The 13,448-nt window shown below is 68.2% G+C and carries 10 protein-coding genes; 3 read left to right on the top strand and 7 right to left on the bottom strand.

What is annotated here, in order from left to right; translation table 11 throughout:
* Positions 1–17 precede the first annotated feature (17 nt).
* Positions 18–500 carry an NUDIX domain-containing protein gene (locus ABZX37_RS17840; RefSeq protein ID WP_354740697.1) on the top strand — a complete coding sequence of 161 codons (483 nt, stop codon included), beginning with the start codon at positions 18–20 and terminating at the stop codon, positions 498–500.
* Here the strand turns inward: ABZX37_RS17840 and ABZX37_RS17835 are convergent.
* From ABZX37_RS17835 to ABZX37_RS17825, 3 genes are read right to left on the bottom strand one after another with little or no spacing between them, the layout of a single operon-like run.
* Positions 478–918 (bottom strand): GNAT family N-acetyltransferase, encoded by a 441-nt coding sequence (locus ABZX37_RS17835; RefSeq protein WP_354740695.1) that lies wholly within the window; start codon positions 916–918, stop codon positions 478–480. The two genes, ABZX37_RS17840 and ABZX37_RS17835, sit on opposite strands and share 23 nt — an antisense overlap.
* Before the next feature lie 43 nt (positions 919–961).
* Positions 962–1,522 carry a TetR family transcriptional regulator gene (locus tag ABZX37_RS17830; protein ID WP_354740693.1) on the bottom strand — a complete coding sequence of 187 codons (561 nt, stop codon included), beginning with the start codon at positions 1,520–1,522 and terminating at the stop codon, positions 962–964.
* Positions 1,519–1,845 (bottom strand): multidrug efflux SMR transporter, encoded by a 327-nt coding sequence (locus tag ABZX37_RS17825; protein ID WP_354740691.1) that lies wholly within the window; start codon positions 1,843–1,845, stop codon positions 1,519–1,521. The genes ABZX37_RS17830 and ABZX37_RS17825 overlap by 4 nt, the downstream gene beginning before the upstream one ends.
* Positions 1,846–2,014: 169 nt before the next feature.
* Between ABZX37_RS17825 and ABZX37_RS17820 the strand changes: the two genes are divergently transcribed.
* Both ABZX37_RS17820 and ABZX37_RS17815 read left to right on the top strand, forming a co-directional pair.
* Positions 2,015–4,306: a (Fe-S)-binding protein gene (locus ABZX37_RS17820; protein WP_354740689.1), complete on the top strand. Its 2,292-nt coding sequence runs from the start codon at positions 2,015–2,017 to the stop codon at positions 4,304–4,306.
* Positions 4,307–4,385: 79 nt separating this feature from the next.
* Positions 4,386–5,378 (top strand): cation diffusion facilitator family transporter, encoded by a 993-nt coding sequence (locus tag ABZX37_RS17815; RefSeq protein WP_354740687.1) that lies wholly within the window; start codon positions 4,386–4,388, stop codon positions 5,376–5,378.
* Here the strand turns inward: ABZX37_RS17815 and ABZX37_RS17810 are convergent.
* The 4 genes from ABZX37_RS17810 to ABZX37_RS17795 form a co-directional block, all read right to left on the bottom strand.
* Entirely contained in the window at positions 5,372–6,055 is a 684-nt protein-coding gene (locus ABZX37_RS17810) for a CAP domain-containing protein (RefSeq protein ID WP_354740685.1), read from the bottom strand. The genes ABZX37_RS17815 and ABZX37_RS17810 overlap by 7 nt on opposite strands.
* Positions 6,056–6,158: 103 nt before the next feature.
* A complete protein-coding gene (gene rph, locus ABZX37_RS17805) occupies positions 6,159–8,750 on the bottom strand; it encodes a rifamycin-inactivating phosphotransferase (RefSeq protein ID WP_354740683.1) in 2,592 nt (863 codons plus the stop codon).
* Between the two features lie 140 nt (positions 8,751–8,890).
* Positions 8,891–12,889 carry a hypothetical protein gene (locus tag ABZX37_RS17800; protein ID WP_354740681.1) on the bottom strand — a complete coding sequence of 1,333 codons (3,999 nt, stop codon included), beginning with the start codon at positions 12,887–12,889 and terminating at the stop codon, positions 8,891–8,893.
* A 63-nt stretch (positions 12,890–12,952) separates the two neighbouring features.
* On the bottom strand, positions 12,953–13,423 hold the full coding sequence (locus ABZX37_RS17795) for a MarR family transcriptional regulator (protein WP_354740679.1): 471 nt from the start codon (positions 13,421–13,423) through the stop codon (positions 12,953–12,955).
* Positions 13,424–13,448: the final 25 nt, after the last annotated feature.

The following is a 13,448-nucleotide window of genomic DNA, read 5'->3' as shown; positions in this document are numbered from 1 at the left end:
CGATGGGGGAGCCGACGGTGGAGGTTGCGGACGGCGTGGTCTTTCCGCAACCTCTGCCCGACACCGCGGGCGGAGTGGTCCTCGGCGCCGACGGACGCGCGTTCGTGCAGTTCCGGAGCGCGGACCGGCCGCGGTTTCCGAGCACGTGGGACGTCGTGAGCGGCCACCTCGAACCGGGCGAGACGACGCTGGGAGCGCTCACCCGCGAGGTCTTCGAGGAAACCGGCTGGCGGCTGCGCCGCGTGGTCGGGAACCTCGGCCGCCACCGCTGGCCGCTCGACGACGGCGAAGAGGTCGGCGATTTCTACCTCATCGAAGTCGAGGGCGACCTGGCGCGCCCGGTCCTGGAATGGGACAAGCACCCGCACTGCGCTTGGTTTGGCAAGGAAGACCTGGACCGGCTGCTGGTGAACTGCGCACCCGGCGACACCTTGATCCGGGACGTCGTGGCCGCCGCCCTCTCCGTCCACAATGGACCTACCGGAGAGACTCCCGGTTGACCCCCTCGCGTTCGAGGAACCGGCCCTTCGCGTGCTCCTCGAACCCGAACTGCCGGTACAACCCGTGCGCGTCCGCCGTGTGCAGCATCCATCGGAACTGCGCCCCCGGCCCGTTGTCGATCATCTCGCGCACGAGTTCCTTGCCCAGTCCGCTTCCGCGCGCGGACCCGACCACGAACACGTCGCCGAGATACGCCGAGGTCACTCCGTCGGAGAAGGCTCGCGCGAAGCCGACCTGCCGTCCGTCCGCGCGCGAGTAGGCCCCGACGACCCGCCACGATCCGGCGATCGCCGCTTCCACCTGTTCGCGCGTCCGCCATCGACCCCAATAGGCCTCGGTGGAAAGGAATTCCCACAGCACGTCGAGGTCGAGCCGCTCCCGCCGGTCGTCGACCTCGTATTCACCCACGACCCTCATGCCCGGCAAGCTATCCGACCGTCTCCCGGAAACTCCACCGAATTCAAGCGGGTTTGAGCAAGTAGTCCACCACCGGGCGCAGCTCCTCCGCGGACGGCGGCTCGTCGTCGATCAGGCCCTGGATCAGCAGGCCGTCGATGCCCGCAAGGAACACCCGGAACGCGACCTCGTCGTCGTGCCGGACCATTGACGTCAGGACATCCAGCCAGCGCCGCGCGGCCGGGCGCAGTTCGGGTTTACGGGCGGCCAGCAGGTACAGCTCGTACTCCGCCATCGTGCGCCCGCGGCGAGGGCCCAGCGCCTCCGCGAGCAGGCCAGCCACCTCTTCGGCGCCGCGGCTGCCGCGCGAGCGGGCGCGGTCGATCATCCAGTACACCTCGGTCGCCATGTCTCGCGCGCACGAGATAAGCGTGGCCACGAGCAGGTCGTCCAGCGAGGAGAAGTGATAGGTCGTGGACGTCGTCGGCACACCGGCTTCCAAAGCGACCGTGCGGTGCGTGACCCCGGCGACGCCGTCGCGTTCGATCACGCGCAGGGCCGCTTCGATGATCTCCGTCCGCCGCTTCTCGCCGCGGACCTTGCGGCCGTCGGTCTGGATTTTCACGACTGGCTCCCGACCTCGATGAGCACCACCCCGCCGATCACGAGCACCAGCCCGGAGATCACCGCGAGGTTGATCGGTTCCTTCAGGAACAGCACGCCGACCAGCGCGACCAGCGCCACGCCCGCCGCCGCCCAGATCGCGTAGGCCACCCCGATCGGCAGCCCGAGCTTCAGCACCCGCGACAGCGCGAAGAACGCCAAGCCGTACCCGACGACCACGAGGATCGAGGGCGTCACCTTGGAAAAGCCCTCGGAGAGCTTGAGCGAAACAGTGGCGGTCACTTCTGCGGCGATGGCCAAAGCGAGGTACAAGTAAGCACCCATAGCAAAACAAAGTACCTGAACGATCGTCCCACTTGCTAGCGAGGCGTGCACCACATCGGTGGGACTTGGGACCGTCGGACCGGTTACCCATCAGTAAGAAGCGTTACCCTGCTCGGCACCGGCGCGCTCGCGCGGCGGCACCACCACACCGGACGAAAGGCACCCGACGATGGGCGCTGTACAGCTGACGCTCGGGGGGATTTCCGTCCTCCTGGGCATCGTCGCCTGGGGAATGTTCATCGCGACCATTGCCCGCTTCGTGCGGGTGATCAAGCTCGGCCAGCCGGACGCGACGCGCAACGGCCCGTTCCTGCCGCGCATGATCACCCTGGTCAAGGAGTTCGCGGCGCACACCCGCATGGCGAAGTTCCGCCAGGTAGCCCCCTGGCACTGGATGGTCATGTGGGGCTTCCTGATCGGGTCGCTCGCGCTCTTCGAGGCCTACGGCGAGGTGTTCGTCCCGACCTGGGGCTGGCCGATCCTCGAGGACTGGTCGCTGTGGAGCCTCCTGATGGAGCTGCTCGGCGTCGGCACGGTCGTCGGCGGCGTCGCGCTCGCGATCATCCGGCAGCTGAACCACCCGCGCCGGGCCGACCGGATGTCGCGCTTCGCGGGCTCGAACTTCAAGTGGGCCTACTTCGTCGAGGCCGTGGTGATCGTCGAGGGCATCGGCATCATCGGCGTGCGCGCGGCGAAGGCCGCGATGGGCGTCCACGAGACGCCGACCTGGGCCGCGTTCGTGTCGAACCCGCTCAGCGAGCTGCTGCCCTCGAGCGCGGCGCTGGTTTCGGTGTTCGCCTTCATCAAGCTGATGAGTGCCACGGTCTGGCTGATCGTCGTGGCCCGCACGATGACGATGGGCGTCGCCTGGCACCGGTTCAGCGCGTTCTTCAACATCTACTTCAAGCGTGAGGCCGACGGCGGCGTCGCGCTCGGCGCGGTCAAGCCGATGATGAGCAAGGGCAAGGTGCTCGACCTCGAAGAGGCCGACCCGGACGAGGACACCTTCGGCGTCGGCGCGATCGAGGACTTCAGCTGGAAGGGCTGGCTGGACTTCTCCACCTGCACCGAATGCGGCCGTTGCCAGTCGCAGTGCCCGGCGTGGAACACCGGCAAGCCGCTGTCGCCGAAGCTGCTCATCACGCAGCTTCGCGACCACGCCTACGCGAAGGCCCCGTACCTGCTCGCGGGCGGCAAGCGCGACATGGCCGGTGACGAGGTCGGGCTGTCCGGCGACAACATGTACGCGGGCATCGACGTCCTCGCGATCGCTGAGTCGCAGAAGGCGCTCATCGGCGACGACGGCGGCGTGATCGACCCGGACGTCCTGTGGTCCTGCACCTCATGCGGCGCCTGCGTCGAGCAGTGCCCGGTGGACATCGAGCACGTCGACCACATCGTCGACATGCGCCGCTACCAGGTGATGATCGAGTCGTCGTTCCCCACGGAACTGAACGGCATGTTCAAGAACCTGGAGAACAAGGGCAACCCGTGGGGCCAGAACGCCAAGGACCGTCTGCAGTGGACGGAGGACCTCGACTTCGAGGTGCCGGTGTTCGACGGCGATATGGGCGACGCGGAGTACCTGTTCTGGGTCGGCTGCGCCGGCGCGTTCGAGGACCGCGCGAAGAAGACCACCCGCGCCGTCGCGGAACTGCTGCACATCGCGGGCGTCAAGTACACCGTGCTCGGCTCGGAGGAGTCCTGCACCGGTGACCCGGCTCGCCGCGCGGGCAACGAGTTCCTGTTCCAGATGCTGGCGCAGCAGAACGTCGAGGTGCTGAACTCGGTGTTCGAGGGCCGGGAACGCAAGGCGCGCAAGGTGGTCGTCACCTGTGCGCACTGCTTCAACACCCTCGCCAACGAGTACCCGGAGCTGGGCGGCCAGTTCGACGTCGTGCACCACACGCAGCTGCTGAACCGCCTGGTGCGCGAGAAGCACCTGACGCCGGTCGCACCGGTCGCGGAGGACGTCACCTACCACGACCCCTGCTACCTGGGACGGCACAACAAGGTCTACGACGCTCCCCGCGAGCTCGTCGGCGCGTCCGGTGCGCAGCTGCGCGAAATGCCGCGGCACGGCGACCGCTCGATGTGCTGCGGCGCGGGCGGCGCGCGGATGTGGATGGAAGAGAAGATCGGCAAGCGGATCAACGTCGAGCGCGTGGACGAGGCGCTCGGCACCGCTCCGTCGAAGATCGCCACCGGCTGCCCGTTCTGCCGCGTTATGCTCACCGACGGCGTCACCTCGCGCCAGAGCGACGGCCTGGCGAGCGAGAAGGTCGAGGTCGTGGACGTCGCGCAGCTGCTGCTCACCTCGGTGAAGCGCAAGCCGGAACCGGCGCTGGTCGCCTCGGGCGCGCCGTCGCTCGACGAATCGGACGCGGAACTGTCGGCCAAGCCGGATGTCCCGACGGACGAGAAGCCGACCGGAACGCCGTTGCCCGAGGGCGACGACTGACTCGGTCAGCACTGAAGACGGCCCTTCCAGCCTCGCGCTGGAGGGGCCGTTTTCGTCTGGGGCCATTACGCTTCCCGGCGTGAGCGACGAATCGGAAGGCGGCGGCGAAAGCACTCTCACCGTGGTTCTGGCCGGCGGGGTGAACCTGGCCATCGCGGTGCTGAAGCTCGTCGCGGGCATCATCACCGGGTCGGGCGCGATGTTGTCGGAGGCCGCGCATTCGGTCGCCGACACCATCACCGAGGTGCTGCTGCTCACCGCGTTGAAACGGTCGGAGCGGCCGGCTGATCGCCGCCATCCGTTCGGGTACGGCAAGGAGCGGTACTTCTGGTCGCTGCTGGCCGCGGTGTCGATCTTCGCCTCCGGCGCGGTTTTCGCGCTGTACGAAGGATTCGCCACCGTTTTCGGGGAGGGCGAGGAGCAGACCAAACCGATCGTCGGCTACGTCGTGCTGGCGATCGCGTTCGCGCTCGAGTCGGTGTCGTGGACGCAGGCGGTCCGCCAGGTCCGTCGCGACGCGAAGGCCGAGCAGCGGCCGTTCTTCGCCTATCTGCGGATGATCGACGATCCGGCCCCGAAGACGGTGCTGTTCGAGGACTCGGCGGCGCTGGTCGGCCTGCTGCTCGCGTTCGCCGGGATCGGGCTGCATCAGCTGACCGGTTCGAGCGTGTGGGACGGCATCGCGTCGATCCTCATCGGCGTGCTGCTGGCGTGCGTCGCGTACCTGCTCGGCAGCACGAACCGCGGGCTGCTGGTCGGCCGCCAGGCGGATCCGCGCCTGGTCCGCGGCATCCGGGACCACCTCGGGGCCGCGCCGGAGATCGACGCGCTGGTGGATCTGCAGACCATGCTGATGGGCACCGACCACGTCCTGGTCTGCGCCCGCGTGGACTTCGACGACGCTCTCGGGGCCGCCGACCTGGAACACGCGTGCGTGCGGCTGGCGGCCGAATTGAGCGAGCGGTTCCCGGACGTCGCGGAGGTGTTCATCGAACCGGTGCCGCGGACGGACGAGAAGCTGCGCGCGACTGTGCTGGCCCGGTACGGCCTCCCGCCGCGGCCGACTCAGTAGCCGAAGTCCTGCGTCCAGTACCAGCCGTCCGTCGCGACGCCGACGCCCAGCTTCGTCAGCGAGCAGTTGAGGATGTTCTTGCGGTGCCCGCTGGAGTTCATCCACATCTGCATCACCTGGTCCGCGCTGGTCGCGCCCTTCGCGATGTTCTCCGCGCCCGGCTTGGAGTATCCGGCGGCGGTGATGCGGTCGGCGAAGCTGTCGCCTTCCGGGGTGTCGTGGGAAAAGTAGTCGCGGTTGGACATGTCGTCGCTGTGTCCCTGAGCGGCTTTGTCGAGGTGCGATTCCTCGGTCACCGGGTCGCAGCCCGCTTTGCTTCGCTCGTCGTTGACCAGGCTGATGACCTGCCCCACCAGCGTCGGCGAACTGCGCGGCTTCGGTGACGGCTTCGCGCTGCTGCTCGTCGTAGTGTCCTCTTTGGACTCCTCGGTGGGCGGCGGAGGAGGCGCGGGCTTGGCCGACGTCGAGGGTGTCGTCGTGGTCGCGGGAGCGCTGGAGCTCGGTGTCGCCGACGTGGAGGACGCCGGCGACACCGCGAAGGGCCGCAACGCACCCGCGGACAGCCCGCCATCGCGCGTCTCTGGGACTGCGACGCTCAGTGTGTCGAGGTGCCCGGAGCGCAGCGCGAAGGTTCCGCCAGCTGCCCCGAGCCCCCCGAAGAGAACACTGAGAGTCACACTCACGACCCGGACGCGCACACTAATGGAGGACACAGCCGCGGAAACTATCACGAACTGATTACGATGGTTACCTCCAAATGGCGCAGCGGCCGGAGACCCACTACCCAGCGTCGAGAACCTCGATGTACCCGTCGGTCCCGTTGACCCGGATCCGCTGCCCGTCCTTGAGCAGCCGCGTCGCGCCTTGGACCCCGACGACCGCGGGCAGGCCGTACTCCCGCGCGATCACCGCGCCGTGCGTCATCAGGCCGCCGACCTCGGTCACCAGGCCGGTGATCGCGACGAACAGCGGCGACCAGCTCGGGTCCGTGTACGCCGTGACGAGGATGTCGCCGGGTTCGAGATCGGCGTCGGCGAGATCCAGGATGACGCGGGCTCGTCCCTCGATGGTCCCGGCGGACACCGGCAGCCCGACCAGCGCGCCTTCGGGCAGGTCGTCGCGGCGGTAGCTTCCGGACACCGCGTCGCCGTCCGACGTCAGTACCCGGGGCGGTGTCAGCGATTCGTAGGACCGGAACGCTTCCTTGCGCTGCCGGATCAGCTCGCGGTCGACCTCGTTCGTCCGCACGACCTCCTGGAATTCCTGCAGCCGCAGAAAAAAGAGATCCTCCGGCTCGTCGAGCACCCCGGCCGCCGCCAAGCGCCCGGCCTCGCCCAGCAGAGCTTGCTTGTACACGAAATAGCGGCTGACCATGCCGTACTTCGGGTACTCGCGGTATCCGGTGAAGGTCCGGACGCGCTCGATCATCCGCTCGGTCTCTTCGGCCTTCGCCTCGCCGTCCGCCAAGGCACGCAAGCGTTCCAGGACTTCCTGGGCCTTGTCCAGCGCCTCCCGCCGCCCTTGGTCGAAGCGGCGCTGCCCGGCCCCGGGCTCGAAGTTTTTGATGTTGGACAACAACATCGGCACCAACGCGACCGGCTGTTCGCTCCACCGCGGCCGGGTGATGTCGATCTCGCCGACGCAGCGCATGCCGTACTTGTCGAGGTACCCCTGGATCGCCGCGCGCGATTCCTCCCCGCCGGCCAGCTTGGGCAACTCGTCGAGGAAACCGTTGTCCTCAACGGCCCGCAGGAACGCGACGACCTCGGGATGCGTCCGCAGCACGTCCGCGACGTCGAGGAGCGCCAGGCCCATCTCCGCGGTGATGTTGTGCGGAACGGACTGGGTGAGCGTGTCGGCGACGTTCTTCTCGTCGAGCCAGTCCTGCAGGTGCTCGTTCAGCCACCAGGACGCCTGCATCGCCGCGGTGAACACCTCGTGGCTGCGCGGATCGAAGAGAATCCGGCGCATTTCCTTGATGTCCTCGAAGAGGAAGTCGAGCAACTCGCTGCCGGACTTCGTCGCGATTTCGCGCCGCAGCGCGGTGATGGAGTCCTCGCTGTGCTGGATCAACTCGGTGACGACCGCCGGATCGGTCTCGATGGTGGCCGGTGCGGCACCGGGGACCGGCTCGCCGGGTCCGTCGTCCTCGGCCAGCGGGACGAAGCCGTCGCGGGAGAGGACGGTCTCCAGCGCGTCGCCTGTCAGCGGGTCAGATTTCCCTATCATCGCAACGAAACTGGTGCGGCTCTTGGGCACCGACAGCAGTGCGGTGGCGTCCGCGAACAGCCGCCCGCCGGCCTCGGTCATCGGCCGCGGGGTCGTCAGCTGCCAGACCGACAGGCCGAGCGGCTTCATCGCGTCGGTCATCATCTGCTGGTGCCCGACGGAGAGGTAGACGTGGTTTCCCTCGTCGGCGGCCTCCGGGATCGGGAACAGCGTCGTGATGGGGCGGCTTTGGACGATCTGGAACGCGTCGTCGGCAAGGCACCACTCGATGTCCTGCGGACGGCCGAAATGCGCTTCGATCGTGCGGCCGAGTGCCACGAGCCGCAGTACCTGCTCGTCGGTCAGCGCGGCCTGTTCCTGCTGGTCCGCGGCGATCTGCTGCTCTTCGGTGCCGCCGCCCTCGACGGCCAGGATGGCGCGCTGCTTGGCGGCGATCGCCTTCTCGACGATCGCGCCGTCGCGCACCTGGTAGCTGTCGGCGTTGACCAGGCCGGAAACCAGCGCCTCGCCGAGGCCGAAGCTGGCCTCGACGGTGGCGATCTTCCGGTTGGACGTCACCGGGTCGGCGGTGAAGGCGACCCCGGCCACCTGCGGAAAGACCATCTGCTGCACGACCACGGCCATGTGGACCTTCCGGTGGTCAAAGCCGTTTCGCAGCCGGTAGGTCACCGCGCGTTCGGTGAACAGCGACGCCCAGCACCGGCTGATGTGCCGCAGGACCGCCTCCGCGCCGATGACGTTGAGGTACGTGTCCTGCTGACCGGCGAAGGAGGCTCCCGGAAGGTCCTCCGCGGTCGCGCTCGACCGCACCGCGTAGGCGCGTCCGTCCACGAGCGCGTCGGTGATCTCCGCCGCCAGATCGTCCGGAATGGCGATGGCTTCGAGCGCCTGCCGGACCTCCGCGCTGCCTTCGCTGATCGCGTCCCGGTCGTCCGGGTTCAGGTTCGACAACCGCTCCAGCGGCTTCGCCAGTTCCGGCGCGTTGTCCATGATCCGCTCGAACGCGTCCGTCGTCACGCAAAAACCGGGCGGCACGCGGACCCCGTCGATCCGCGCGAGTTCGCCCAGGTGTGCACCCTTGCCTCCGACGATCGCGACCTGCTCCTGGTCGATCTCCTGGAGACCGAGCACGTAGCTGCCCATTCGTTCGTTTCCCCCGTCTGTGGTCGTTCTCGGCTGGAGATTCTGCGGTACCACCCGGGTCTTGCGGCAAGCCCCCTGATGCGTTATAAGTTAAATACGGCAGGGAGACGAGTTCTCTTCTGCCTTTTCTTTTCCCCTCATCACCGGCCGACCTTCGTCGTCGTGACGGCCTCCTTCGTGACTGGACGGCCAGTCGGGTCCGTCGCGGTCGCGGTGGTCGTCGTGGTCACGTCCGCTCGCGCCGAGAGCGTGCAGGCGCGCGCGACCTGTTCGCCAGGGGCCAGCTGGGTGACGGTGAACGAGCAGGCCGGGTCCGCGTCGCGAACGGTCACCTCGTGCAAGGGCGCGTCGCCGGTGTTGCGGAGGGTGCTCACGTACGTCACCGGGTCACCCGGCCGGATCGGCTGCTGCAGGTAATCGCGGCGCAGGTCTAGCGCCGGGTGGAGCACGGCGAAGTCCGCTTTTCCGGTCGCGGTGACCGGCGGACCCCACGGGGCGGCGGCGGTCGCGGTTACCGGGGCAGCGGTTGCCGGAGCGACGCACTGGTAGCGCTGGGTTCCGCCGACCGGCAGCTCGGCGAAGGCGTGCCCGCAGGCGGGGTCCGTCACGCGGACGTCGTGCAACGGCTGGTCGCCGGTGTTGGTGAGCACGACCTCGACCGGAACCGAGTCGTCGGCTCGATACGCGCTGGCAGCGGCGTGTTTGGCGACGGTCAGCGCGGGATTCTTCACCTTGAACGACGCCTCGGCGGTGGCGCTCACCGTCCGCTGCGTCGGGTCGGTGCCGGTCACCTTCGCGGTGTTCGTGAACCCGGCCGCGCCCGCGGTGATCGTGCACTGGTACTCGATTTGAGCGTCCGGGGCCAGGCTCGGGATCTGGTGCGCGCAGGCCGGGGTGCGATCGTCCACAACGGACAGCGCGGTCAGCGGGACGTCGCCGACGTTGCGGACCAGCAGCGAGAAGGTGACCTTGTCGCCCTGGCGCACCTCGTACGGCTGAGCGTCCTTCATGATCGCGATTTCCGGGTGGATGACATCGATCTTCGCCGAACCGGACGCGGTGACCGGGCGGTTCGTCGGGTCGGTTCCGGTCAGGGTGGCGACGACGGTGAAGTCGTCCAGTTTGGCCTTCACCGGGCACTGGTAGCTCTGCGCGGCTCCGGGTTCGAGGCGGTCGAACTTCTTCGGGCAGCCCGGATCGTTGCTGGTCACCGCGGTGAGCGGGACGTCGCCGGTGTTGGTGACGGCGACCGTGACGGTGAGGTTGTCGCCAGCCCGCGCGACGGTCGGATTCGCCGAGGTCATCACCGTGAGCGCGGGATGGATGACGTCGATGTGCGCGTCGGCGGACACGGTGAGCGGCGGGCCTACCGGCGGGGTTCCGGTCACGCGCGCGGTGCTGACGGCGTCGTCGGCTGGCGCGGGGATGGTGCAGTCGTAGGTTTTGTTCGCTTTCGGGGCGAGGGTGTCGAGGGTTTTCGCGCACGGGCCCTGGTCGGCGACCTTGACGGCGGTCAGCGGGGCGTCGCCGGTGTTGGCGACCGTGATGGTGAAGGTGACCGGGTCGCCCGCGCGGAACGGGCCGCCGTGGACGGTTTTCGTCACTGCCAAACCGGGGTGCACAACGGTGAACGCCGCGTCCGCGCTGGCGGTTATGGTGCCGCCGAGCGGATCCGCGGCGGTCACCTTGGTGGTGTTCGAGTAGCCGTCGTGTCCGGCTTTGGTGGTGCAGGTGTAGTGCTGCTCTTCTCCTGCGGCCAGGTCGGGGAAGTCGCGGGCGCAGTCTGGCGTGTTCTGGTCCACAATGGACGCCTTGGTCAGCGGGACGTCTCCGCTGTTGCGCACGGTGACGGTGAAGGTGACTTGGTCCCCTTCGCGCACCTGCGTCGGATCGACGGTCTGCGTGATCTGGACGGCGGGGTGGATGACGTCGACGTGCGCGCTCGCGTTTGCGTCGACCGGACGGCCGGACGGATCGGTGCCGGTGACCGTCGCGTCGCTGGTGAGGTCGCCGGTCGCGGGATGAGTGCAGGTGTAGGTCTGCTTGGCTTGCGGGGCAAGGGTTCCCAGCCGCTTCGCGCATTCCGGGACGGCCGGGTCGGCGACCTGGGTGTCGTGGAGTTCGGTGTCGCCCGCGTTGGTCACGGTCAGGGTGAACGTCGCGGGCTCGCCTGGGTGCACGACGGCCGGTGCCACGCTTTGCGCGAGCGTGACGAGCGGGTGGATTACGTCGATCGCCGCTTCGGTCGCCGCCGTGACCGGTGCTCCGACCGGCGGTTTCGCGGTGACCTGCAGTGCTTCGGTCACGTCGGCACTCGGCGCGGTGGTGGTGCAGTCGAACGTCCAGTTGGCTCCGGGAGCGAGTGCGTCATCGCGTTGCTGCGTACAGCCTTCGGCGCGGGCCATCGAGCTGACGGCCAGTCCGATGAGCGGCACGTCGCCGGTGTTCGCGACGATCACGCGCACCGCGACGGCGTCGTTTTCGCGGAACGGTCCACCTTGGACAGTCGCGGTCAGGGTCACCGCTGGGTGCTGCACGGTGAACGCCGCGCTCGCCTTTGCGGTGACCGGGCGGCCGGTCGGGTCGGTGCCGGTCACGGCCAGGTCGTTCGTGAAGCCTTGCGCTCCGGCCACCGTCGAGCAGGTGAAATTCTGTTTACCTTGCGCGGCAACGGTTCCCAGAGTTCGCGCGCATTCCGCGACATGGTCGTCCGCTACCGCGACGTCATGGAATTCGGCGTCGCCGGTGTTGCTTACCGTGACTGCGAACGTGACACGGTCCCCCTCGCGCACCTGCGAAGGTGCCGCGGTGACGGTGGCCGCCAGCCCCGGATGAACTACGTCGACTCGCGCGTCTGCGGTTACGCGTTGTGTCGTGCCGAGCTGATCTTTACCAGTCGCGACAACGGTATTGGTCACGTCATCCGCCGGAGCTAACTGTTCGCACTTGTACGTCTCGACCGCGTTGGGAGCCATAGTGCCGAAATTGCGCACACAGCCCGGCACGCTGTCGTCCGCCACCGCGACGCCATCGAGCGGCACGTCGCCAGGGTTGCGCACCGCGACAGTGAAGGTGACGCGGTCCCCTTCGCGCACCTGCGCGGGAGACGCGGCCGCGGTGACCGCCAAGGCCGGGTGGATCACCGTGACGGTCGCCGAAGACTTGGCCGTGACCGGTCGGCCGGTGCCGTCAGTGCCTGTGGCCGTGATGGTGTTCGTGGTGGTCATAGCGGGTTTCGCGGTGCAGGAGTAGGTCTGCTGCGTCCCGGGCGTGAGTACCCCGAAGGACCGCGAGCACGCCGGATTGGTGTCGTCAGTGACGTCGACCGGATTGAGCGGGCTGTCGCCGGTGTTGCGCACGGTGACCTTCCAGGCGACCTGGTCCCCGCCGTGCACCACTGGCGGGACGGCCGCCTTCGAGACGGACAACGCGGGCGTGATGAGGGGGACTTTCGCGTCCGCGGTCGAAGTGACGACCTTGCCGAGCGGATCGATCCCCTTCACGGTCGCGCTGGCTCCGTCCGGCAGCGGAACCGTCGCCGTACAGGTGCCCACCACGGATTGCCCCGGCGCGAGAGACCCGACGGCGCGAGCGCACGAGAGGACCCCTGAGTCGCTGATGATCACGTCGTGCAGCGGAACGTCGCCGGTGTTGACGGTCTTGAGGGTGAAGGTCGCCTGATCGCCAGCGCGGTAAGCCGGTTTGTCGACCTGCTGACTCAACGTCACGGCCGGGCGGAGGACGTCGACGTTGCTGCCCGCCGACGCCGTCAGCGGTTCCCCGCCGGAGCCCACGCCCGTCACCTTGACCGTCGAGACGAAACCCTTCTCCGGAGCGGCGAACGTGCATTGATAGCGCGTGGCCGCACCCGGAGCCAGGGAACCGATCTTCTTGCCGCACTGCGGGTTCTGCTCGTCCACGACGTCCACATCGGACACCGGGGTCGCGGCCGGATTCGTCACGCTCACCGTGAACGTCACCTGGTCGCCAGCGTGCACCCGATGCGGTTCAGCGACCGCGCTGACCTGCAGATCCTGCTCCTGCCGGGCAGGCACCGCTGTCGCGGCGGACGCGACCGGGGGCAGCAGAGTGGCCATCAGGCCGAGGACTAAGAGCAGACGTTTCCCGGCCGAAACCATGCGCGCAAGTTTTCCACCATCCGGTGACGTCGCGGCGATTTCCTACCCGGCAGTGGGATTACCTCACTCCGCTGAGCGATGAGTGAGACGCACGGTTGACTCGTGGGTGATCGCCGCTGCCTGATCGAGGAAACCGATCACCGTTTGGAGTTGCTCGTCGGAGTAGCCGGCCGCCAGCGCCTTCATCGCCGCGACGGTGTAGTCCCACAGCGGGGCGGCGCGCTCGATGTTCGCCGGGCTGATGCCGACGAGGACTTTCCGCCGGTCGTCCGGATGCGGCATCCGGTTGACGATGCCCTTGCGCTCGAGCCGGTCGACCAGCGCGGTGACGGACGCGGGCGCGAGCCCGGCGTACCCGGCCAACTCCTTCGGCGTGAGCGGGCCGAGGCGGGCGAGGTACTCGGTGACCTTGCTTTCGACCGCCGAGAGCCCGCTCTGCTCGGCGATGGCGGTGTGGAACATGACCGTCTCCGTCGACAGCACCCGCGAACGATGCAGCAGCTCAGCGACCAGATCCTCGCGCTCGCTTGACATGACCGGGAGTCTAGCGGACTATTTA

The sequence above is a fragment of the Amycolatopsis sp. NPDC004079 genome, from assembly GCF_040610415.1.
Classification (GTDB): Bacteria; Actinomycetota; Actinomycetes; order Mycobacteriales; family Pseudonocardiaceae; genus Amycolatopsis; species Amycolatopsis halotolerans.
This window is presented reverse-complemented; position numbering and strand designations above follow the sequence as displayed.

Bases quoted from the DNA above. Each gene is read 5' to 3' on its own strand.
- ABZX37_RS17835 (WP_354740695.1), bottom strand. From the start codon at position 918: ATGAGGGTCGTGGGTGAATACGAGGTCGACGACCGGCGGGAGCGGCTC.
- ABZX37_RS17825 (WP_354740691.1), bottom strand. From the start codon at position 1,845: ATGGGTGCTTACTTGTACCTCGCTTTGGCCATCGCCGCAGAAGTGACC.
- ABZX37_RS17820 (WP_354740689.1), top strand. From the start codon at position 2,015: ATGGGCGCTGTACAGCTGACGCTCGGGGGGATTTCCGTCCTCCTGGGC.
- rph (WP_354740683.1), bottom strand. From the start codon at position 8,750: ATGGGCAGCTACGTGCTCGGTCTCCAGGAGATCGACCAGGAGCAGGTC.
- ABZX37_RS17800 (WP_354740681.1), bottom strand. From the start codon at position 12,889: ATGGTTTCGGCCGGGAAACGTCTGCTCTTAGTCCTCGGCCTGATGGCC.
- ABZX37_RS17795 (WP_354740679.1), bottom strand. From the start codon at position 13,423: ATGTCAAGCGAGCGCGAGGATCTGGTCGCTGAGCTGCTGCATCGTTCG.